The organism is Actinacidiphila paucisporea, from assembly GCF_900142575.1.
GTDB lineage: Bacteria > Actinomycetota > Actinomycetes > Streptomycetales > Streptomycetaceae > Actinacidiphila > Actinacidiphila paucisporea.
In genome coordinates, this window is sequence record NZ_FRBI01000011.1 from 196,912 (window position 1) to 218,517 (window position 21,606).

19 protein-coding genes and 4 tRNA genes are annotated in these 21,606 nt (G+C 72.3%); 13 read left to right on the forward strand and 10 right to left on the reverse strand.

The genetic code is table 11. The features are described from left to right. Positions 1 to 69: 69 nt before the first annotated feature. Both BUE44_RS18565 and BUE44_RS18570 read right to left on the reverse strand, forming a co-directional pair. Positions 70 to 143 (reverse strand) — tRNA-Cys (locus tag BUE44_RS18565). A 37-nt stretch (positions 144 to 180) separates the two neighbouring features. Beyond that, positions 181 to 253: transfer RNA gene (locus tag BUE44_RS18570), tRNA-Gly, on the reverse strand. Positions 254 to 441: 188 nt separating this feature from the next. Here BUE44_RS18570 and BUE44_RS18575 point away from each other — a divergent pair. The 3 genes from BUE44_RS18575 to BUE44_RS18585 all read left to right on the forward strand — a co-directional run bounded on the left by BUE44_RS18575 (position 442) and on the right by BUE44_RS18585 (position 3,337). Beyond that, positions 442 to 1,527, forward strand: a complete 1,086-nt coding sequence (locus tag BUE44_RS18575; protein ID WP_073499810.1) for a chorismate-binding protein — start codon at positions 442 to 444, stop codon at positions 1,525 to 1,527. Further along, positions 1,524 to 2,348 carry an aminotransferase class IV gene (locus tag BUE44_RS18580; RefSeq protein WP_073499812.1) on the forward strand — a complete coding sequence of 275 codons (825 nt, stop codon included), beginning with the start codon at positions 1,524 to 1,526 and terminating at the stop codon, positions 2,346 to 2,348. Before BUE44_RS18575 ends, BUE44_RS18580 begins: the two co-directional genes overlap by 4 nt. A 140-nt stretch (positions 2,349 to 2,488) precedes the next feature. Next, positions 2,489 to 3,337: a GNAT family N-acetyltransferase gene (locus BUE44_RS18585; protein ID WP_073499814.1), complete on the forward strand. Its 849-nt coding sequence runs from the start codon at positions 2,489 to 2,491 to the stop codon at positions 3,335 to 3,337. 283 nt (positions 3,338 to 3,620) lie between these two features. Here BUE44_RS18585 and BUE44_RS18590 read toward each other — a convergent pair whose 3' ends face one another. Then, complete coding sequence (locus BUE44_RS18590; RefSeq protein ID WP_073499816.1) at positions 3,621 to 4,133, reverse strand: DsbA family protein; 513 nt, start codon at positions 4,131 to 4,133, stop codon at positions 3,621 to 3,623. Positions 4,134 to 4,256: 123 nt separating this feature from the next. Between BUE44_RS18590 and BUE44_RS18595 the strand changes: the two genes are divergently transcribed. Both BUE44_RS18595 and BUE44_RS18600 read left to right on the forward strand, forming a co-directional pair. Continuing rightward, a complete protein-coding gene (locus BUE44_RS18595; protein ID WP_073499819.1) occupies positions 4,257 to 4,703 on the forward strand; it encodes a hypothetical protein in 447 nt (148 codons plus the stop codon). A gap of 196 nt (positions 4,704 to 4,899) precedes the next feature. Then, complete coding sequence (locus BUE44_RS18600) at positions 4,900 to 5,190, forward strand: hypothetical protein (protein WP_073499821.1); 291 nt, start codon at positions 4,900 to 4,902, stop codon at positions 5,188 to 5,190. A gap of 22 nt (positions 5,191 to 5,212) precedes the next feature. On the opposite strand, the gene BUE44_RS18605 is transcribed toward BUE44_RS18600, so the two are convergent. Both BUE44_RS18605 and BUE44_RS18610 read right to left on the reverse strand, forming a co-directional pair. Continuing rightward, a complete protein-coding gene (locus tag BUE44_RS18605; protein WP_073499823.1) occupies positions 5,213 to 5,809 on the reverse strand; it encodes a CGNR zinc finger domain-containing protein in 597 nt (198 codons plus the stop codon). A gap of 200 nt (positions 5,810 to 6,009) precedes the next feature. Beyond that, positions 6,010 to 6,423, reverse strand: a complete 414-nt coding sequence (locus tag BUE44_RS18610; RefSeq protein WP_003959770.1) for an SsgA family sporulation/cell division regulator — start codon at positions 6,421 to 6,423, stop codon at positions 6,010 to 6,012. Positions 6,424 to 6,614: 191 nt separating this feature from the next. Between BUE44_RS18610 and BUE44_RS18615 the strand changes: the two genes are divergently transcribed. From BUE44_RS18615 to BUE44_RS18630, 4 genes are all read left to right on the forward strand, one after another. Then, the gene (locus BUE44_RS18615; RefSeq protein ID WP_073499825.1) at positions 6,615 to 7,028 is read left to right on the forward strand and encodes a TIGR02611 family protein; all 414 of its coding nucleotides are present in this window, start codon (positions 6,615 to 6,617) and stop codon (positions 7,026 to 7,028) included. 64 nt (positions 7,029 to 7,092) lie between these two features. Beyond that, positions 7,093 to 7,164, forward strand: a tRNA-Val gene (locus tag BUE44_RS18620). Between the two features lie 93 nt (positions 7,165 to 7,257). Further along, positions 7,258 to 7,722: an SRPBCC family protein gene (locus tag BUE44_RS18625; protein ID WP_073499828.1), complete on the forward strand. Its 465-nt coding sequence runs from the start codon at positions 7,258 to 7,260 to the stop codon at positions 7,720 to 7,722. Between the two features lie 39 nt (positions 7,723 to 7,761). After that, positions 7,762 to 7,836: transfer RNA gene (locus BUE44_RS18630), tRNA-Val, on the forward strand. Between the two features lie 492 nt (positions 7,837 to 8,328). On the opposite strand, the gene BUE44_RS18635 is transcribed toward BUE44_RS18630, so the two are convergent. Further along, a complete protein-coding gene (locus BUE44_RS18635) occupies positions 8,329 to 9,990 on the reverse strand; it encodes an APC family permease (RefSeq protein WP_073499830.1) in 1,662 nt (553 codons plus the stop codon). 163 nt (positions 9,991 to 10,153) lie between these two features. Next, positions 10,154 to 10,963: a response regulator gene (locus BUE44_RS18640; protein ID WP_235002237.1), complete on the reverse strand. Its 810-nt coding sequence runs from the start codon at positions 10,961 to 10,963 to the stop codon at positions 10,154 to 10,156. A gap of 143 nt (positions 10,964 to 11,106) precedes the next feature. Between BUE44_RS18640 and BUE44_RS18645 the strand changes: the two genes are divergently transcribed. The 3 genes from BUE44_RS18645 to thrS all read left to right on the forward strand — a co-directional run bounded on the left by BUE44_RS18645 (position 11,107) and on the right by thrS (position 16,060). Beyond that, complete coding sequence (locus tag BUE44_RS18645; RefSeq protein WP_407640034.1) at positions 11,107 to 12,726, forward strand: sensor histidine kinase; 1,620 nt, start codon at positions 11,107 to 11,109, stop codon at positions 12,724 to 12,726. Further along, on the forward strand, positions 12,723 to 13,958 hold the full coding sequence (locus tag BUE44_RS18650; protein ID WP_073499833.1) for a PP2C family protein-serine/threonine phosphatase: 1,236 nt from the start codon (positions 12,723 to 12,725) through the stop codon (positions 13,956 to 13,958). The genes BUE44_RS18645 and BUE44_RS18650 overlap by 4 nt, the downstream gene beginning before the upstream one ends. A 119-nt stretch (positions 13,959 to 14,077) precedes the next feature. Continuing rightward, positions 14,078 to 16,060 carry a threonine--tRNA ligase gene (gene thrS, locus BUE44_RS18655; protein ID WP_073499836.1) on the forward strand — a complete coding sequence of 661 codons (1,983 nt, stop codon included), beginning with the start codon at positions 14,078 to 14,080 and terminating at the stop codon, positions 16,058 to 16,060. A 22-nt stretch (positions 16,061 to 16,082) separates the two neighbouring features. On the opposite strand, the gene BUE44_RS18660 is transcribed toward thrS, so the two are convergent. Beyond that, the gene (locus BUE44_RS18660; RefSeq protein ID WP_073499839.1) at positions 16,083 to 16,748 is read right to left on the reverse strand and encodes a potassium channel family protein; all 666 of its coding nucleotides are present in this window, start codon (positions 16,746 to 16,748) and stop codon (positions 16,083 to 16,085) included. A gap of 66 nt (positions 16,749 to 16,814) precedes the next feature. On the opposite strand from BUE44_RS18660, the gene BUE44_RS18665 reads away from it, so the two are divergent. Then, complete coding sequence (locus tag BUE44_RS18665; RefSeq protein WP_200804457.1) at positions 16,815 to 17,372, forward strand: HIT family protein; 558 nt, start codon at positions 16,815 to 16,817, stop codon at positions 17,370 to 17,372. Between the two features lie 21 nt (positions 17,373 to 17,393). Here BUE44_RS18665 and BUE44_RS18670 read toward each other — a convergent pair whose 3' ends face one another. Then, entirely contained in the window at positions 17,394 to 19,043 is a 1,650-nt protein-coding gene (locus tag BUE44_RS18670; RefSeq protein ID WP_073499842.1) for a hypothetical protein, read from the reverse strand. A gap of 202 nt (positions 19,044 to 19,245) precedes the next feature. Continuing rightward, positions 19,246 to 21,492: an elongation factor G-like protein EF-G2 gene (locus tag BUE44_RS18675; RefSeq protein ID WP_073499845.1), complete on the reverse strand. Its 2,247-nt coding sequence runs from the start codon at positions 21,490 to 21,492 to the stop codon at positions 19,246 to 19,248. Positions 21,493 to 21,606: the final 114 nt, after the last annotated feature.

The following is a 21,606-nucleotide window of genomic DNA, read 5'->3' on the forward strand; positions in this document are numbered from 1 at the left end:
CGATACTGGGATTGAACCAGTGACCTCTTCCGTGTCAGGGAAGCGCTCTCCCGCTGAGCTAATCGTCCTTGGAGGTGGAGACGGGATTTGAACCCGTGTAGACGGCTTTGCAGGCCGTTGCCTCGCCTCTCGGCCACTCCACCAACACAGCAGGGGTCCCCTGGGGGGATCCCCACATCGAGCGGACGACGAGATTCGAACTCGCGACCCTCACCTTGGCAAGGTGATGCTCTACCAACTGAGCCACGTCCGCAGGCCGCCCTGGTAACAAGCGGGGCGACGAGTTGAACTCTAGCGGATCGCGGGGCCAGCTCAAAAACCGGTTTCCGCAGCGTGCCGGGCCAATGGCGAGCAGTTGACGCGCCGGGCGCCGCCTCACCCCTTGTGACCTGCCCGGCCTAGACTCGGCTGCGGCCCGCTCCAGTCCCCGAGGGAAGCATCGTGCACGATCTCGCCCCCATGGCCCGTTTCGGCGGTCTCGTCGCCTCCGACCTGCGGGATGTCACCGCGGACGCCGGTGCGCTCGACTCCGCGGGCTTCTGGGCGGTCGCGGTGGACTTCGACGGCCGCACGGTCTGCGCCCGCTTCGGCGACGTACGCCGTACGCCCCGGGCCGCCGCCGGAAGCGCGCTGGACACCGCCGCCAGGGCGGCCGGGTGGCGCGGCCCTGAACCGGCCGCCTGGACCGGCTCCATGGACCGGCGGGCGTACGAGGACGGCGTCCGTACGATCAGGCGGCACATCGCCGCCGGCGAGGTCTACCAGGTCAACCTCTGCCGGGTCCTGGCCGCGCCGCTGCCGGGCGACGGGGCGGGCGCCGACATCGACGCGCTCGGCGCGGCCCTCGCGCTCGGCAATCCCGCGCCCTACGCGGGGACGATCCGGCTGCCCGCGCACGGCGTCGAGATCGCCACCGCCTCGCCCGAACTGTTCCTGAGCCGGCACGGCCGCACCGTCGAGTCCCGCCCGATCAAGGGCACCGCGCGGACCGCCGACGGCTTCCTGCCCAAGGACGAGGCGGAGAACGTGATGATCGTCGACCTGGTGCGCAACGACCTCGGCCGGGTGTGCGCCACCGGCTCGGTCACCGTGCCCGCGCTGTGCGCGGTCGAACCGCACCCCGGCCTGGTCCACCTGGTCTCCACCGTCCGCGGCGAGTTGCGCCCCGACGCGGGCTGGCCCGATCTGCTGGCGGCCGCCTTCCCGCCCGGATCGGTCACCGGCGCACCGAAATCCAGCGCCCTGCGCATCATCGGCGAGCTGGAGACCGCCCCGCGCGGCCCCTACTGCGGCGCGATCGGGTGGGTCGACGCCGACCGCGGAACCGCCGCGCTCGCGGTGGGCATCCGCACCTTCTGGATCGACCGGGGCACCGCGGGGTGCCCCGAACTGCGGTTCGGCACCGGCGCCGGCATCACCTGGGGTTCCGACCCGGCGGGTGAATGGGCGGAGACGGAACTGAAGGCCGAGCGGCTGCTGGCGGTAGCGTCGGACGTACACGAGGCGAGCGGAAGGACACTGCGGTGACGAGGATCTGGGTGGACGGCGGGCTGCGGGACGCCGCGGACGCCACGGTGTCGGTGCTCGACCACGGGCTGACCGTCGGCGACGGCGTCTTCGAGACGCTCAAGACGACGCAGGGGCAGGCCTTCGCCCTGACCCGGCACCTCAGGCGGCTGGCCCGCTCGGCGCGCGGCCTCGGCCTGCCCGAGCCCGACCAGGACGAGGTCGCCCGCGCCTGCGAGGCGGTGCTCGCCGCCAACCCGATGCCGCACGGCCGGCTCAGGATCACCTACACCGGCGGCATCTCCCCGCTCGGCTCCGACCGCGGCGAGGCCGCCGCCACCCTGGTGGTCGCGATCGGCACGGCCGTCCCGCACCCCGGGCCCAGCGCGATCGTCACGGTGCCCTGGACCCGCAACGAGCGCGGCGCTCTCACCGGCCTGAAGACCACCTCCTACGGCGAGAACGTCGTCGCGCTCGCCCGCGCCCGCGAACAGGGCGCCAGCGAGGCGGTCTTCGCCAACACCACGGGCCGGCTGTGCGAGGGCACCGGCTCCAACGTCTTCGTCGTCCTCGACGGCCGGCTGCTCACCCCGCCGCTGTCCTCCGGCTGCCTCGCCGGCATCACCCGCGAACTGGTCGTCGAATGGGCCGGCGCGCAGGAGGAGGACCTGCCCTACGAGGCGCTGGCCGAGGCCGAGGAGGTCTTTCTCACCTCCTCGCTGCGGGACGTGCAGGCCGTCAACCGTGTCGACGCCCGCGAACTGCCCCGCGCCCCGGGCCCGGTGACCGCCAAGGCCATGGAGGTCTTCGCGGAGCGCTCCGCCGACCACCCGAACCCGTAGGCCCGCTCCGGGCGGTGTGCCACCCCGCCGGGCCGCAGACCCGCGACCGCCCGGACCGGCCCTGGCGGGCGGCCGCGGGACCGTACACTCGACCGCACCCCGCCGGGGGCACCGCGGGTGGCGAACCGGGAGCGCGACGCATGACGACGACCCTGAGACCCGCGGGACCCGAACGGCGCGAGCAGGACGGGGCGCGGTCGCGGCAGTTCACGGTCTGCGTCAACGGCCGGCCGGTCGGCAGCGTGCGGATCGGCGCGGACCCGCGGGGCGGCCCCGGGCGGATCGACGCGCTGGCCATCGACGAGCCCGACCGGCGTCGCGGCCGGGGCGCCGTCGCGGCCCTCGCCGCGGAGGAGGTACTACGGCAGTGGGGCTGCACCCGGGTGCTGGTGTCGGTGCCCGACGGGGCCCCGTACGCGCTGCGGCTGGCAGCCGCGCTCGGCTACACCGAGACCAACCGCACCCTCCACAAGGACCTCCCGGCGGACACCGCCCCCTCGGCCCCGCCGGCCGCCGCGTCCCACGACCTGCCGCCCGGCAGCGTGCTGCGCGAACTGACCCTCCAGGACAGCGCGGACTGGCTGGCGCGCCAGCGGGCCGGCTTCGTCGCCGCGCTCACCGCCGCCGGGGTCCCCGCCGAGCAGGCCGAGGCCCACGCGGCGGCCTCCTACGCGCTGGCCTTCCCCGGCGGCACCCCCGCCCCCGGCAGCGCCCTGCTCGCCCTCGACCACGACGGCACCACCGTCGGCCGCCTGTGGCTACACACCGCGCCGGGCCCCGGCTGGGTCCAGGCCGTCGAGGTCACCGCGTCCCACCGCGGCCGCGGGCACGGCCGCACGCTGATGCTGGCCGCCGAGTCCGCCTGCCGCGCGGCGGGCACCACCGCGCTGGCACTCAACGTCTTCACCGCCAACGAGGTGGCGATCCGCCTCTACACCTCCCTCGGCTACCGCACGACGCTGCGCCAGCTCTGGAAGCCGCTCGGCTAGGGCCTGTCCGGCGGATCTTGCCGGATCAGCCTGCGGCGTCCGGTGCCGTACATCGCAAGGCGGAGAATCGTTTTCGTACCGGGTCGTACAAGGATGATTCGACAACGCTGGGGGCACCTCCCGCCGAAGGCAGGGGGAGAGGTGCGGTGCCGGGCGTCGCAGGCCCGCCAAGATCCGCCGGACAGGCCCTAGCAGCGGCCTCGTGCCGCGAGTGGCCTTGGCGGCGGCTTGAGTTGTGCCTGCGGCGCCGTCACGGCCGTGCGCGATGTCCCCTTCGGGCGCGCTAGGCGAGGATCTGGTCCGCCAGGGACTCGATGCGGGCGCGCAGGCCGGACTGGGACTGGCCGCCGTCCAGGCGCTCGCCGGCGATGACGTACGTGGGCGTGCCGGTCACGCCGATCGCCTTGCCCTCGGCGAGGTCCGCGTCGACGACGAGCAGGTGCCGCCCGTCGATAAGGGCGGTGTCGAACTCCTCCGCGTCGAGGCCGAGTTCGCGGGCGATGTCGACGAGCAGCGGCTCACCGGCGGCGTCGAGGTCCTCGGCGCGGGCGAGGACGGCCTCGGCATATTCCCAGCCGCGGCCCTGGGCGTAGGCCTCCTCGTACGCCTGGGCCGCCGCGAAGGCGTGCGCGTGCTTGGGCAGCGGGAAGTGCCGCAGCTGGATGTCGAGCGCGTCGCCGTACCGCTCGCGCAGCGCCTTGAGGTCATCGAGGGCGGTCCGGCAGTCGGGACACTGCAGTTCGCACCAGACGTCGAGGACGGCACGGCGGCCGGCCGGGGGAGGAGGAAGATCCATGGGCCCAGTCTCCCACTCGGGGAGGAGGCACCCCCGAGATCCCCCTGAACCTGCGCTGCCACCATGGCCTTCCGCCGGAGGTCCCGGGCACGATGGGGAGGACCGACCGACGGGAGCCGCAGGATGCTGACCACGACGCTATGTGCCGCGCTGTCCGCGGGCGGCCTGGCCATCGCGATGCTGACCGCCTACCGGCGGCGCTTCCTCGCGGCCACCCGGATCGCCGCGGTGTCGCTGGTGCCGGTGGGGCTGGCGATGGCCGGCCTGGTCACGCTGGGCCGCAAGGTGGGCACCGCGACCGGCCACTGGGCCGCCGACCTGGTCCTCAAACCCACCGTGTGGATGGGCTTCGGCGTGCTCGCCGTGGCCGCGCTGCTCTACGGCGTCACCCGGCTGATCTCGGCCCGGCTGCCGGAGGGCGGCGGCCGCGCCCCGGCGGCGGTGCCCGGCGCGTCCACCCCGGCGATACCGGCGGGCCGCCCGGCGGCCGGCCGGCGCAGGGGCGGCGCGGACAGCGGCCTGTCCGACTTCGCCGACGTCGAGGAGATCCTCAAGCGCCGCGGCATCTGATGACGTCCACCGCGGTGTCCGCGATACGGACACCGCGGTCGCCGTAGGGCGGTCGCGAGGCGACCGGTGGGCGAGGCGGCGGGGGGCCGGGGGCATTGTCCAGCACTCGGACGCGCAATGCCCGCATCATGGAAGATCCCTGGCGAGTCCGCGTGTTGGGCCACGGGCACCCCCCTCGCTGCGCGAAGATCATCCCGTGCTGCCCACCACCGGCGACCGCGTCGCCGCTGAGCGGCCGGACCGTGCCGGACCGACCGCCTCCGACGTCCTCCCCGCCCCCCGCTCCGCGCCGGCCGCCCGTGCCGTGGTCACCGGGGCGCCACGCGCCACTGGCACCGCGGTGCCGCTGAAGGCCCTGCCCGCGGATCCGGTGGCTGAGCCGCAGGGCTGTCTGTACGCCCTGTCCCAGCCGCCGCTGATGCTCTTCCTGCTGGTGATCGGCGGCCTGCTGGGGCTGGGGGCGGCGTACGACCTGCTGTTCCTCTGACCGCCGCCGCCCGCCGGGCGGGTCAGGAGGCGGCGACGGCCTCGTCGGCGCCCGCCTCGCCCGCCTCGCCCGCCTCCCGGCGCCTGGCCCGGTAGGCGGCCACGTGCAGCCGGTTGCCGCAGGTGCGGCTGTCGCAGTAGCGGCGGGACCGGTTGCGGGACAGGTCGACGAAGGCGTGCCGGCAGTCCGGCGCGTCGCAGCGCCGGAGCCGCTCGCGCTCGCCGGCCACGATCAGGAAGGCCAGCGCCATCCCGCAGTCCGCCGCGAGGTGGTCCGACAGCGACGCGCCCGGCGCGAAGTAGTGCACGTGCCAGTCGTAGCCGTCGTGGTCGGTGAGCCGGGGCGTGGTGCCCGCCTCGGCGATCATCGCGTTGAGCATGGTCGCCGCGGTCGCGTCGTCCGTGGTGGCGAAGACCTCGGCGAAGCGGGTGCGCACCGCCTGCACCGCGGTGATGTCGTTGCGGTCGAGCCGGCCGATCTCGCTGACCTTGTTGCGCTCCACGAAGGCGCGCAGGTCGGCGACCTCGGCCAGTGCCTCGCGCCCCGCGATCGCGGGCGCGGTGTTGATCAGGTCGACCACACTGTCGAGCGCGCACCTGGTGTCATGGTTGATCAGCACGGAACGCTCCCTGCCGGCGTCGTCGAGCGGCTGCGTTCCGGTGACTCTAGCGCGCGGGAGCCGCCGCCGTGGGGCTGTGGGCCCCACGGGCGGCGGCTCCCGTTCCTGCGGTGTCAGGCGGCCGGGCACTGCCCCGCGCTGCCTTGGGTGTCCGGACTGTCCCCCCGAGTAGGACGGCCGCGGACGATCGGTGGCCGGGCTCAGCTCTCCGCGAGGATGTGGGAGAGCTCGGTGTCGAGGTCGAAGTGACGATGTTCGGTGCCTGGCGGAACGGCGGCGTCCGTCCGCTTGAGGAAGGACTCCAGGGCCCGCGCCGGGGCTTCGAGCAGGGCTTCGCCCTCGGGGGAGCTGAGGGCGATGCACACGACGCCCTGGCCGTGGCTGCGGGACGGCCAGACTCTGACGTCTCCGGTGCCGGTGGGCCGGTGCAGGCCCTCGGCGAGCAGGTCGCGGGCGAACACCCATTCGACCGTCTCTTCGGCTCCGGTGTGGAAGGTGGCGTGCACGGCATACGGATCGGCCGTGTCGTACCGCAAGCCCGCGGGTACGGGCAGTGAGGATTCGCTCGACACAACGAGGCGCAGGTGCAGCTCGCAGCTGACCGTGGTGTTCATAAGCGCCAGGGCCTTTCGCTCAGTGTGCGCTCGGGGATTCGCACGTCGGCGAGATCGACTTGCCACCTGCGGGCGCGTTGTAAACACCTCTGAGAAGTTTGTGAGGCTTCTCGTACTTCGTACGGGCTAGTCACGAGAAGGGCGGAACAGCCATTTCAGTGATCGCCCCGAAGTCCGGTACGTTGGCATATATGATCGCGGAGAGTGACGAAGTCAACGGAGCTGTGGCCAAAGATTCACGCCTCGGCTCGCGGGCCCCTGCCTTCGTGCAGCGATCACGCCCGCTGCACGCCGTCTGGCGGGCCGGAATCTTCCTGGCCGGCCTCGCCGTGATCGGCGGCGGCGTGATCCTGCTGCCGCTGCCCGGGCCCGGCTGGCTGATCATCTTCGGCGGCATGGCGATCTGGGGCACCGAATTCGTCTGGGCACAGAAAGTGCTGCGCTGGACCCGCCGGAAGGTCACCGCGGCCGCCAGGGCCGCCGCCGACCCCCGCGTCCGGCGGCGCAACCTGCTGATCGGCACCGTGGCCGTGGCCCTGCTGGCCGGCCTCGCGATCTGGTACGTGCTGAGCTACGGCTTCACCCTGCCGTGGCAGCTGGGCTGAGCCGGGCCGACCGCAGCCCTGGTCGGGACGCCTGCCGGGGTGCGGTAAAGTAGTGCGCACGCCGGGGCGATTAGCTCAGCGGGAGAGCACTTCGTTCACACCGAAGGGGTCACTGGTTCGATCCCAGTATCGCCCACCCGGACCGAGGGGCCCGGAGACCGTTCAGACGGTCTCCGGGCCCCTCGGCATTTCCCCACCGCCCGCCCGGCGGTTCGCGCACACTGGGCGTATGGACTGGAGCCACTACCGCTTCCGCAGCACCTGGCTCCTGGACGCGGCGCCGGACGCCGTCTACCGGGTGCTGGAGCGCCCCGACTCCTACCCGCAGTGGTGGCCGCAGATCCGCGAGGTCCGGCAGACCGGCGAGACCACGGGAGTGCTCCGCTTCCGCTCCGTCCTGCCTTACGACCTGGTGGTCACCGCACGCTCCACCCGCCAGGACCCCGAGCGCCGGATCCTCGAAGTCGCCATGACCGGCGACCTGGAGGGCTGGGTCCGCTGGACCGCGACCCCCGACGGCCCCGGCACCCGGCTGCTGTTCGAGCAGGACGTCGTCGTCCGCAAACCCTTGATGCGCCTGCTGGCCGTCCCCGGCCGCCCGTTCTTCGTCGCCAACCACGCCCTGATGATGCGCACCGGCCGCACCGGCCTGCTCGCCCGCCTCGCGACCGCGGACCCCGGCGATGCCGTTTGAACGCCGAGTCCCTTCGCCTGTAGGCTTTCCCGCAGTCCCGGGCGATTAGCTCAGCGGGAGAGCACTTCGTTCACACCGAAGGGGTCACTGGTTCGATCCCAGTATCGCCCACCACGTCAGCACGCCAACGCACCACCTTCCAGGGGCCGTCCGCCAGGGCGGCCCTGTTGTTTTCCCGATCGTGTCGACCCGCTCGTCGGGAGCACGGCTCGGGACTCGCGGATCGGTTCCAGGAAGGCGTGATGCAGGCACACTTGATCCCCGGCTCGGACAGCGGTCGTAGCAGCGTGGATCTGCGGGTGGAACGGGTCATCGTCGCCTCCCTCGAACAGGCCACCGTCCATGTGCGCTGCATGCGGGGGCCGGTCCCCGCAGGGAGCCGCTTCGACCGGGTCAGCGGTTCGGCCCGGGCGATCGACCTGGCGCTGACGCAGGTCATCGTCTACGGGCATCGGGAGCAGGCACTCGACACCGGCGTCACCGCCTGGGTGACACTCCGGGGAGAGGGCGTCGAGCAGCTCCAACCGGGCATGGTGGCCTCCGGGTGGCAGACCGTGGAAGGCGCCGACCCGGGGCCCTGGCTCAGCGATCCACCGGGATCGACTCTCACGCCCCGACCTCCGTCTCCGCCGCCGACTGGGCGATGTGGTCGCGGACGCGGGACTCGGGCAGTCGGGAGCGCAGTGCCAGCAGGTGGATGAGGGCGGCCAGTGCCAGGTTCGCCACGAAGCCCCAGCCGAGGCCGATCCAGCCGCGGCCGCCGTCGTAGTCGCCCGCCCAGCTGATCAGCGCCAGGCCGCCGAGCCAGGGCAGCACCCAGGTCGCGCCCGCCCGCCAGTCGAGCTGCGGGCTCGTGCCCCGGGCGGTCAGTTCGAGGACCGCGAGCAGGACGAAGCCGATGCCGATGGTCGCGAACAGCTTCCAGTTGGTGTTCCAGCCCGCCCAGTAGACGATCAGATTCGCCGAGTACAGCCCCAGGAAGGGGATCAGGTCGCCGCCGGGGACCTTGAACGGCCGCTCGTGGTCGGGGATCTGCCGGCGCATCGCGGCCAGCACCACGGGCCCGGAGCCGAACGACAGCACCGTCGCGGACGTGATGAAGCCGACGAGCTGCTGCCAGCTGGGGAAGGGCAGGAAGACCACTAGGCCGAGCACGAAGGTCACCACCAGGCTGACCAGCGGCGCCCCGCGCCGGGTCGTGCTGGACAGGGCCTCGGGCGCGTTCCCGTTGCGCGCCATGGCGTAGGAGATGCGGGCGGTGACCGTCGTGTAGACAAGGCCGGTGTCGGCGGGGGAGATGACCGCGTCGGCGTACAGCAGGTACGCGAGCCAGCCCAGCCCGACGGCACTGGCGATGGCCGCCAGCGGGCCGAAGTCGTCGGTGAACTTCAGGTGCAGCCAGCCGCCCGAGGACGCCAGGTCGTGCCCGGGGACGGCGCCGAGGAAGGCGACTTCGAGCAGGATGTAGATCACCGCGGTGAGCAGCACCGCGCCGATGATCGCGAACGGCACGTTGCGCCGCGGGTTGTCCGTCTCGCCCGCCAGTTCCACCGCCTGCCTGAAGCCCAGGAAGGAGAAGGTGATGCCGGCCGTCGAGATGGCGGTGAAGACGCCCTTGGCGCCGCCCGGCGCGAAGCCGCCGTACTGCCGGGCGCCGAAGTTGTGGCCGTGGAAGGCGGTGAGCAGGAAGGCCGCGATCACCAGCAGGATGATCGCCAGCTTCCACCACACCAGCACGTTGTTGACGCGGGCGAACCAGCGGATGCCGAAGTAGTTCAGCGCCACGAAGAAGGCCATGGCCACGACCGCGACCGCGTAGCCGAGGCCGGTCAGCGTGTACGCGCCCGAGTCGTGGTGGTCGGTGAAGTGCGCCCACCGGGTGGCGTACTGCAGCGCGCCCTCCACCTCGATGGGCGCCACGGTGGCCGCCGCGACCCAGGTGATCCACCCCATGGTGTAACTGGCGAAGGAGCCGAAGGACAGGTGCGGGAAGCGCACCACACCGCCGGACACCGGGAACATCGTGCCCAGCTCGGCGAAGCACAGGCCGATCAGCAGGATCATCACGGCGGCGATCGCCCACGAGAAGATCGACGCGGGACCGGCCACCTTCGCCGCGTTCAGGGCGCCGAACAGCCAGCCGGAGCCGATGATGGAGCCGACGCCCGCGAAGAGCAGGCTGACCCTGCCCATGTCCCTGCGCAGCCGCGGCGGACCCTCCGACGGCCCGCCCGCGGGCTTCTCCGTAGGCCCGGAAACCGTGGTCATGTGCGCCGCCCCTTCCGCCGTGCCGCCCTTCCGCGGGCACAACGGCCCTCGGCTGCCTTCACTCCGGCGGCCTGCCCGGAGATCGGCGGGACATGCCCGCATGTGACCAGGAGCGTGTGACCGGAGCGCGTGACCGGGACATGCCCGCGGCGGCGGCCGCGGGTCACTCCTCCTGGAGGGGGATGGTCGCCGTCTCCAGGAAGAACCGGTCGATGCTGCGCACCGACTGGAGGAAGTCGTCGAGGTTGACGGGCTTGGTGACGTACGCGTTGGCGTGCCGCTGGTAGGCCGCGCTCACGTCGTCGGGGGTGGCCGAGGTGGTGAGCACCACGACCGGGATCGTGCGCAGGTCGGCGTCGTCCTTCAGCACCGCCAGGAGTTCGCGGCCGTTCATCCGCGGCATGTTCAGGTCGAGCACGATCAGGTCCGGCCGCGGGTGCTCGGGGTCGCGCAGGTATTCCAGCGCCTCGATGCCGTCGTCGGCCCGGGCGATGTCGCGGGCGACGCCACCGTCGGTGAGCGCCTCCTCGATCAGCAGGGCATCGGCCGGATCGTCCTCGACGAGCAGCACGTGGTAGGCGCGATGGCGGGCGAGGGCATTCACAACGGTGCTCCTGGTGATCCGGTCGGAAATCTGGTGGGGCTGCGGTTCCGCGGCGAAGACCAGACCTGGCCAGCGGCGGCGGGCGCCCTGGCGGGTGATGCCCCAGGCACGTCCGAGTTCGGGGTAGCCCGCGCCGCCCAGGGCCGCGGCCGACGCGGCCTCGGCGGCCCGGGTCTCGGTCGCGTGCAGGATGTAGGACAGTACCTGGAGCCTGGTGAGTGCCGCGGCGGCATCCCCGCCCTGAGCAGGGCTTTCCTGGCCGTACAGTGCCTCAGTGGCAAGCTTGTCGGCGAGATCGGCCACCGCCTGCTCGGCGCGTGAGACGAACTCGTCATGGCCGAAGTGAAGATCAGGCGGCTTGCCGGGCACCAGTGGACTATAGGCAGCCGTCGGATCACCTGACAACACCAGTTGTCCTGTAGGTACGATGGCGCCGCCGCCGACCACTGCAGGTCGTCGCCGGGTCCTCCCGCGACGTGGCATGCGTTGCGCAAGAGGAGAGACGGGTGACAGTGGCGACCGACGGACATGAGACGGCGCTCCACATCGGCACGGGCAGACCGCGGGCGACGCCCCGTGGCGCGGGACGGTGGACCACGCGGCAGTGGCTGACGGCCGGTGTCGCGGTGTCGCTGACGGTCCTGCTCGTGCTGGGGGTGGCGGGCGGCTGGGCACTCCAGCGCACCGCCTCGCTCTCCGACACGGTGATCGAGGTGGACACACCGGCGCTGGTCGCGGCGGTGCGGCTGGAGAAATCCCTGACCGACCAGGAGACCGGCGTCCGCGGCTACGGACTGACCGGGCAGACCGGCTTCCTCGACCCCTACCGCGCGGGTGCCGACGACCAGCGCGCGTACACCGGCCAGCTGCGCACCCTGCTGGCGGGCAACGCTGCGGCCACCGCGCAGCTCGACGCGGTCACCCGGCAGGCCGAGGCGTGGCAGCGGCTCATCGCCGTACCCGTGGCCGCGGCGCCGCCCGGCGCCCCGGTCGCCCTGGCCTCCGAGCGCGCCGACGAGGGCAAGCGCGCCTTCGACAGCGTGCGCGCAGCGACGACGAGCCTCGAACAGACCGTGCAGCGGCACCGCGACCACTCCCGCGGCGAGCTGCGCAGCGCCCGGGGGCTTCGCGACCGGATATTCCTGCTGATCGCGGCGGTGATCCTGCTCCTGACCGCCGCGGTGTTCGCGGGGCTGCGCCGCGGTGTCACCCGTCCGCTGGGGGACCTGTCGCGGGACGTACGCCTGGTCGCCGACGGTGACTTCGAGCACCCGGTCACCCCCACGGGACCCGCCGACCTGCGCCTGCTGGCCGCCGACGTCGAGCAGATGCGCGGCCGGCTGGTCGACGAGCTGGCCTTCACCGACACCGCGCGGCAGCAGCTGGACGAGCAGGCGACGGACCTGCGCAGGTCGAACGAGGAGCTGGAGCAGTTCGCCTACGTGGCCTCGCACGACCTCCAGGAGCCGCTGCGCAAGGTCGCGAGCTTCTGCCAGCTGCTCCAGCGCCGTTACGCCGACCAGCTCGACGACCGCGCCGGGCAGTACATCGGCTACGCCGTCGACGGCGCCAACCGCATGCAGACCCTCATCCACGACCTGCTGGCCTTCTCCCGGGTGGGCCGGCTGCACACCGAGATGTCACCGGTCGACCTCGAGGAGCTGTTCACCCGCACCACCGACGCCCTCAGCATCGCCATCGAGGAGTCGGGCACGGAGCTGACCCACGACCCGCTGCCCGAGGTCGTCGGCGACCGTACGCAGCTGGGGGTGCTGCTGCAGAACCTGCTGTCCAACGCGGTCAAGTTCCGCAGCCCTGACCGGCCGGCACGCGTCGCGGTCACCGCCTCCTACCAGGAGGACGGGATGTGGCACTTCGCGGTCACCGACAACGGCATCGGCATCGAAGCGGACTTCGCGGAGCAGGTGTTCGTCATCTTCCAGCGGCTGCACACCCGCGAGACCTACTCGGGCAACGGCATCGGCCTGGCGCTGTGCAAGAAGATCGTCGAATTCCACGGCGGGGCCATCGCGGTCGACACCGACCACGGCCCCGGCACGCGCATCGCCTTCACCCTGCCGGGACCCGCTCCGGTCCCGGCGGCTGTCATGACCGAGGAGAGTCAGGAGTGACGCAGGCACCATCCGGTACGGAAGCCGTGCCGGCCGGCGGCAGACTCCGCATTCTGCTGATCGAGGACGATCCGGGCGACGCCCTGCTGGTCGAGGAGTACGTCGCCGACTCCACCCTGGACGTCGAGATGCGCTGGGTGCAGCGCCTCGCCGACGGGATGGCGGAGGCGGCCCGCAGCGCCCCCGACTGCATCCTGCTCGACCTGCACCTGCCCGACGCCATGGGCCTGGGGGCGGTGAGCCGGATCCAGGCCGCGAGCCCCTCGGCGGCCGTCATCGTCCTGACCGGGCTCTCCGAGGACCGGGCAGGGCCGGAGGCCGTCGCCTCCGGCGCACAGGACTACCTGGTCAAAGGGGCCGTCACCGGCGAACTCCTGGACCGGGCGGTCCGCTACGCCGTGCACCGCAAGCAGGCCGAGCACACCGCCGCGGAGCTGCGCGTCAACCAGCAGCGCGCGCAGGAGAACCAGCGCCTGGAGCGCGGCCTGCTGCCCGTCCCGATGCTCTCCCCGGGCGCGCCCGTCAGCACGACGTCCTGCTACCTGCCGGGACGCGAGGGCGCACTGCTGGGCGGGGACTTCCTCGACGTGGTGGAAACCGCGGACGGCACCGTCCACGCCGTCATCGGCGACGTCAGCGGCCACGGGCCCGACGAGGCGGCGATCGGGGTCTGCCTGCGCATCGCCTGGCGCTCGCTGATCCTGGGCGGGCACCGGAACGGCGAGCTGCTCGCGCTGATGGACCGGATCCTGATCGCCGAGCGCCCCTACTCCTCGATGTTCGCCACCGTGGCGACGCTCTCCATCGACCGGGAGGTCTGCCGCGCCGACATCACCCTCGCGGGGCACGACGCCCCGCTGCTCATCGAGAACGGGATCGCCGCCTCCGTCGACGCCCGGCCGGGGATAGCGCTCGGCCTGCTCCCCGACGCCGACGACTGGAGCACCACCAGGGTCGAGCTGCCGCCGGCGGGCGCGCTGCTGCTGCACACCGACGGCCTGGTCGAGGGCCACGCGGGCAGCGGATCCGAGCGGCTCGGGACGGAGGGCCTGATCCGGGTGATCAAGGCGGCACCGTCCCCGCGGGACCAGGCGCTGATCGACCACCTGACCGCCGTCACCCGCGGCCTGGACGGCGGGCGCCACCTCGACGACATCGCCGTGCTGCTGCTGGGCTGGGGCGCCGCCGGCCGGTCCGCGGGCGACGGCGTCCCGCAGCCGAGGCGCCCGTAGCGGCTTTTCCACAGGTTCGGCGGCGGCCTTCGCGGGGAGCGCTTCGGGCTCGGTACGATTCAGCGGTGCGGTGAGAGCTTGCCGCACGGCCTCGTACGACCTTCGTCAGGAGCAGACCGGTGTCAGACCTCCGTGTGATCATCAAACGCGATTCCGCCGAACCGGAAGAGCGGACGGTCACGACGGGCACGACCGCGGCCGAGCTGTTCCAGGGCGAGCGCTCGGTCGTCGCCGCCCGCGTCGGCGGCGAGCTGAAGGACCTGGCCTACGCGGTGGCGGACGGCGAGGAGGTCGAGCCGGTCGACATCACCAGCGAGGACGGGCTGAACATCCTGCGGCACTCCACCGCGCACGTCATGGCGCAGGCGGTGCAGGAGCTGTTCCCCGAGGCGAAGCTGGGCATCGGCCCGCCGGTCAAGGACGGCTTCTACTACGACTTCGACGTCGACCGGCCCTTCCACCCCGACGACCTCAAGGCCGTCGAGAAGAAGATGCAGGAGATCCAGAAGCGCGGCCAGCGCTTCTCCCGCCGGGTCGTCACCGAGGAGCAGGCCCGCGAGGAACTGGCCGGCGAGCCGTACAAACTGGAGCTGATCGGTCTCAAGGGCGCGTCGGCCACCAGCGACGACGGCGCCGACGTCGAGGTGGGCGGCGGCGAGCTGACCATCTACGACAACCTGGACGCGAAGACCGGCGAGCTGTGCTGGAAGGACCTGTGCCGCGGCCCGCACCTGCCCACCACCCGCAACATCCCGGCGTTCAAGCTGATGCGCAATGCCGCGGCCTACTGGCGCGGCAGCGAGAAGAACCCGATGCTCCAGCGGATCTACGGCACCGCGTGGCCCACCAAGGAAGAGCTCAAGGCGCACCTGGACTTCCTGGAGGAGGCCGCCAAGCGCGACCACCGCAAGCTGGGCACCGAGCTGGACCTGTTCTCCATCCCCGAGCAGATCGGCTCGGGCCTGGCCGTCTTCCACCCCAAGGGCGGCATCGTCCGCCGGGTCATGGAGGACTACTCGCGCCGCAGGCACGAGGAGGAGGGGTACGACTTCGTCTACACCCCGCACGCCACCAAGGGCACCCTCTTCGAGATCTCCGGCCACCTGGACTGGTACGCCGACGGCATGTACCCGCCCATGCAGCTCGACGAGGGCACGGACTACTACCTCAAGCCCATGAACTGCCCGATGCACAATTTGGTCTTCGACGCCCGCGGCCGCTCCTACCGCGAGCTGCCGCTGCGGCTCTTCGAGTTCGGCACCGTCTACCGCTACGAGAAGTCCGGCGTCGTGCACGGCCTGACCCGGGCGCGCGGCTTCACCCAGGACGACGCGCACATCTACTGCACCAAGGAGCAGATGGCGGACGAGCTGGACTCGACGCTGACCTTCGTGCTCAACCTGCTGCGGGACTACGGCCTCACCGACTTCTACCTGGAGCTGTCCACCAAGGACCCGGAGAAGTACGTCGGCTCCGACGAGGCGTGGGAGGAGGCCACCGAGACGCTGCGCAAGGTCGCCGAGAAGCAGGGCCTCCCGCTGGTGCCCGACCCGGGCGGCGCCGCCTTCTACGGCCCGAAGATCTCCGTCCAGACCAAGGACGCGATCGGCCGCAGCTGGCAGATGTCGACGGTGCAGCTGGACTTCAACCTGCCCGAGCGCTTCGACCTGCAGTACACGGCGCCCGACGGCTCGCGCCAGCGGCCCGTCATGATCCACCGGGCGCTGTTCGGCTCGATCGAGCGCTTCTTCGCGGTGCTGCTCGAGCACTACGCCGGCGCCTTCCCGGCGTGGCTGGCCCCGGTCCAGGCGGTCGGCATCCCGGTCGGCGACGCGCACGTGCCGTACCTCCAGGAGTTCGCCGGCGAGGCGAAGCGCAAGGGGCTGCGGGTCGAGGTGGACGCGTCCTCGGACCGCATGCAGAAGAAGATCCGCACGCACCAGAAGCTGAAGGTGCCTTTCATGATCATCGTCGGCGACGAGGACATGACCAACGGCACGGTCTCCTTCCGCTACCGCGACGGCTCGCAGGAGAACGGCGTCCCCCGTGACCAGGCGCTGGCCAAGCTGGTCGACGTGGTGGACAGGCGGGTCCAGGTCTGACCGGACGGCTGCCCCCGGGCCCTCAGCGGCCCGGGGGCAGCTCGCCCTCGCGGGCGAAGGTCTGGTAGAGCCAGGAGGAGAAGGAGCCGGTCACCGCCCCCAGCAGGGCCAGGCCCATCAGCATCAGGCAGGCCGCGATCGCCCGGCCCGCCGGGGTGACCGGGACGACGTCGCCGTAGCCGACCGTGGTGAGCGTCTCGCAGGTCCACCACGTCGCGTCGCCGAAGGTGCGGATGGTCGCGCCGGGGGCGTGCCGCTCCTGCTGGTAGACCGCCAGCGCCCCGGAGAAGCCGAGCAGCACCGCCGCCATGCCCGCGTAGGCGATCACCCGGCCGTAGAGGCTCAGCAGCGGCTGTTCGTGGCGGCGCTGCATCACCTGGTAGATGTGCACCGCCCGCAGCGGGCGCAGCAGCGGCAACAGCAGCACGACGGTGTCCAGCAGGTGCCTGCTGACGTAGCGCGGGCCGAAGCGCCGGTTGCTGAGGCGTACCCGCACCGCGTAGTCCACGGCGAAGGTCGCCCAGGCGAAGCCGATCGTGGCCAGCAGCGCGGTGTGCGCGGCCGGCGGCAGGCCGGGGTCCAGGACGTGGGCCGCGTAGGCGCCGAGGAAGACCATCGACATGAGGAACAGCGGGAGCTCGGTGCGGTTCTCCCATCGGGCCAACCGGCCGCCGTCGTCGTCGTCCATCCGGCCAGGATCTCGGTACGTGCACGGCGGTGGGCCCGGCGACACGCGCGCCACCGGCGAAGTCCTATGCTGATCGGCATGACGAGTGAGCCGCAGCAGGGGCAGGGAGCGGGGGTACCGGACGCGTTCCAGCGGCTGTGGACCCCCCACCGCATGGCGTACATCCAGGGTGAGAACAAGCCGACCGGACCCGGTGCGGGCGACGGGTGTCCCTTCTGTGCGATCCCGGCCGAGTCGGACGAGGACGGCCTGATCATCAGCCGCGGCGAGCACGTCTACGCGGTGCTCAACCTGTACCCGTACAACAGCGGGCACCTGATGGTGGTCCCGTACCGCCATGTCGCGGACTACACCGAGCTGGATCCGGCGGAGACCGTCGAGCTGGCCGGGCTGACCAAGCGCGCGATGACGGCGCTGCGGACCGCGTCGGGCGCGCAGGGCTTCAACATCGGGATGAACCAGGGCGACGTGGCGGGCGCGGGTATCGCCGCCCACCTGCACCAGCACGTGGTGCCGCGCTGGGGCGGCGACGTCAACTTCATGCCGGTGGTGGGCCACACCAAGGTGCTGCCGCAACTCCTGGCCGACACGCGGAAGATGCTCGCGGACGCCTGGCCGAGCTGACCGGGCCCGGCCGGCGCCGCGCTACGCGTCGTAGGCGTCGGCCTTCCTGGGCTCGACGCCCTGGACGAGGCCGCTGAGCACCATCGAGCGGTTGGTGAAGTGCGAGGTGTCCACGCCGTTCTCCGCCATCACCTGGATGGCGGCGGCGTGCACCGCGCGCAGCACCGGGGTCGCCGCGCGCAGCGCGTCGTCGGCCATGAAGCGGTGCTTCCACGGCTTGTCGACCCAGGTGTGCCGCAGCCCGAAGGGCTCGGGCAGCGTCAGGGTGCCGCCGAAGTAGTCAAGGACCGGCGGGAACCAGGTCAGCGGCGCCCGGGCGGCGAGCCTGGCGACCTCGCCCGAGTCGATCAGCGGCAGCTGCACGGTCCTGGTCTCCCAGAACTTGACCGGCTTGCTGACCGTCTTCTCCCTGGCCGGCGGGCCGTCGTTGAACAGCGAGCTGACCGGGCCGAGCGCGTGCGCGGTGACGTCGACCCGCAGGGTGTGGGCGAGCACCGTCACCGTGACCATCAAGGTGATGACGAGGTTGCCCTCCCAGAGGGTGAACTGGATGCCCAGGTAGTGGCGGTTGCCCTTGCCGAACTGCTGGGTGTTGCAGATCCGCTGGATCTCGAAGTCCTTGACGGAGAAGGAGTCGACCTCGGGCCCGGTGGGGCGGACGATCTTCGTGGCACCCTCCCCTATCGGGGCCACCACCCAGTGCCGTATCGACGGCTTGGTGAAGCCGCCGGTGTGCAGCGGGCCGCGCTCCAGCATGCGCAGCTTGTCGTGGATCGCGCGGATCACGTCCCAGCTGCGGAAGGGGTTGATGTCGGTGACGCCTTCCGCGGGAATCAGCTCTTCGGCCATGTGCCAGCTGCCCCAGCGGCTGCCCATGCCCAGTATTCCCTTGGGACCCGCGTAGAAGACGACGTTGCTGCTCTGCTCGGCCGACAGCTTCGCCAGCGACTGCCGCAGCGTCTCGGCGCGCAGCTGGTTGGGGTTGCGGGGGACCGCCTCGGGGATCTTCGCGCCGACCGCGGTGCCGGCCAGCAGGCCGCTCCAGCGGTCGCGCAGGTCCCGCGCGGTGCGCTCGCAGATCCGCTTGGCCCAATACCAGCCGATGATGGGGGCGATCATCATCACCCGGAAGTACTGGTGCCAGAAGCCGGAGAAGGGCGGCTTGATCGCGAACAGCGCGGCCAGCCCGATCGTGACGGCGAGGACCGCGCCGCCCAGCGTCCCGTAGCGGTTGCCGCCCGCCTTGAGGCCGGCCAGCGACCTGCGCAGCTGGAAGGCGCCGAGCCAGATCAGCAGACCGGGCAGGAAGAGCACCCCGAAGACACCCATGACGAGGGTCAGCCGGGAGTCGCGCTCCTGCCGGATGCGGTTGGCGGCCAGGCAGTGCTCGACGACGGTCTGCGGTTCGACGCCGAAGGACTGCACCAGCTCCTTGCGGCCGCCGCCGAGCATGCGGACCTGTACGGCGCGGGCGAAGGCCTCGCCGAGGTTCGGCTCGAACAGCGACAGCCTGGGGGGCTTGACCGACGCGGCGTCGTTGATGGCGAGCAGCGCCTTGACCGGCGTGTCGCGGTAGGCCGCGGAGGCCAGCGCCTGGGTGGCGCCCGTCTCCCCGTCGGTGCCCGTGAGCGGGATCTGCGCCCCCGGGCTGAAATCGAACCCGTCCGTCACCGAAGCCCCCAGTTCCGCCGATACGCCCGCCACCTCGCGGCTCCGACCGGCCCATTCCCCGCCGGGGCGGGCATCACACGTTCGGAGCAGTCACCAGATTAGCGGCGCGGCGGCCCGCGGGGGGCCCGCGAGCCGCAGACGGTCCGTCACCGCACGTGTCACGACGGTGATCCGGGGCCCGGACCGCACACCCGGCGCCCGGCTACCCGGCCCGCTCCGCCTCCTCCTGCTGCCGCATCCGCGTCGCCAGCGCCGCCGGCATCGGCTCGTGCCTGGCGTAGCGCCGGCTGAACCTGCCGGTGCCGTGCGACAGCGACCGCAGGTCGACCGCGTAGCGCCCGATCTCGATCTCGGGGACGTCCGCGCGCACCAGGGTGCGTCCCGGCCCGGCGGGTTCGGTGCCGAGCACCTTCCCGCGCCGCCCCGACAGGTCGCTCATCACCGGGCCGACGTAGGCGTCGGGCACCATCACCCCCACCTCGGCGACCGGCTCCAGCAGGTGGATGCGGCAGGCGGCGGCGGCCTCGCGCAGCGCGAGCGCGCCCGCGGTCTGGAAGGCCGCGTCGGAGGAGTCGACCGAGTGCGCCTTGCCGTCGGACAGCGTCACCCTGATGTCGACCACGGGGAAGCCCAGCACCACCCCGCGGGCGGCCTGGGCGCGTACGCCCTTCTCCACCGACGGGATGAACTGCCGGGGCACCGCCCCGCCGACGACCTTGTCCACGAACTCGACGCCCGAGCCGACCGGCAGCGGCTCCACCTCGATGTCGCAGATCGCGAACTGCCCGTGCCCGCCGGACTGCTTGACGTGCCGGCCGCGCGCGGTGGCCGCCTCGCCGAAGGTCTCGCGCAGCGACACCTTGTAGGGCACCGCGTCGACCTGCACGCCGTAGCGGCTGCGCAACCGCTCCAGGGCCACATCGGCGTGCGCCTCGCCCAGGCACCACAGGACGACCTGCCGGGTCGCCTGGTTCTGTTCGAGCCGCATCGTCGGATCCTCGGCGACCAGCCGGGCCAGGCCCTGGGACAGCTTGTCCTCGTCGGCCTTGCTGTGCGCCTCGATGGCGATGGGCAGCAGCGGGTCCGGCATCCGCCAGGGCTCCATCAGCAGCGGCCGGTCCTTGCCCGACAGGGTGTCGCCGGTCTCGGCGCGGACCAGTTTCGCCACGCACACCAGGTCGCCGGCCACCGCCGACGGCACCGGGCGCTGGTGCTTGCCGAACGGCGAGGTCAGCGCGCCGACCCGCTCGTCGACGTCGTGGTCCTCGTGCCCGCGGTCCTCCATGCCGTGCCCCGAGACGTGCACCGTCTCGTCGGGGCGCAGGGTGCCGGAGAAGACCCGCACCAGGCTGATCCGCCCCACGTACGGGTCGGACGAGGTCTTCACGACCTCGGCGGCCAGCGGTCCGCCGGGGTCGCAGGACAGCGTCGTGCGCTCGCCGTCCAGCGTGGTCACCGGCGGCACCGGGCGCTCCAGGGGGGTGGGGAAGCCTCCGGTGACCAGTTCGAGCAGCTCCACCGTGCCGATGCCCTGCCGGGCGCCGTCGGCGGCGGGGGCGGCGGCCACCACCGGGTGGAAGGTGCCGCGGGCGACCGCCCGCTCCAGGTCGGCGACCAGCGTGTCGACGTCGATGTCGCCGCCGCCGAGGTAGCGGTCCATCAGCGTCTCGTCCTCGCTCTCGGCGATGATCCCCTCGATGAGCCGGTTGCGCGCCTCGGTGAGCCGCGGCAGCAGCTCGGGGTCCGGGTCGCGCTCGACGCGCTCGCCCGAGGAGTAGTCGTGCACCCGCTGCGACAGCAGCCCGGTCAGGCCCGTGACCGGGGCGTGCCCGTCGGGTCCCTCGGGGCCGTGCACCGGCAGGTACAGCGGCAGCACCGCGTCGGGGTCGTCGCCGCCCAGCTCGCGGGCGAACTGCGCGGCGGTCTCCTCGATGCCGGCCCGCGCCGACTCCAGGTGCGTGACGACCACCGCCCGCGGCATGCCGACCGCGGCGCACTCGTCCCACACCATGCGGGTCGGGCCGCCGATGCCCTCGCCGTCCTGCGCGGCCGAGACCACGAAAAGGGCCGCGTCCGCCGCGCGCAGACCGGCCCGCAGCTCCCCGACGAAATCGGCGTATCCCGGGGTGTCCAGCACATTGATCTTGATGCCGTCCCACTCGACCGGCACCAGCGACAACTGGACCGAGCGCTGCTGGCGCTGTTCGATCTCGTCGTGGTCGGACAGCGAGCCGCCGTCCTCGACCCGGCCTGCCCGGTTCACCGCGCCGGTGGTCAGCGCGAGCGCCTCCACCAGGGTCGTCTTGCCTGCTCCGCTGTGGCCGACCAGCACCACATTGCGTACCTTCTCGGGGCGGCCGGCCGCCGGTGCCCTTCCGGCGGCCCCTGGTTGTCCGTCTCTCCTGTCGGCTGCACCCACGTGCACTCGCCTCCCGGGTCCTGCCCGCATGGGGTCCGCGCCCTCGTCGGGGGGCGCGCGCCAGGGACGCCACGGGAGACCGCGTACAGGCGGCGGCCTCGACGACGCCCGCGGTCTTTCGACCTTCCCACGCCGGTCAGGCCA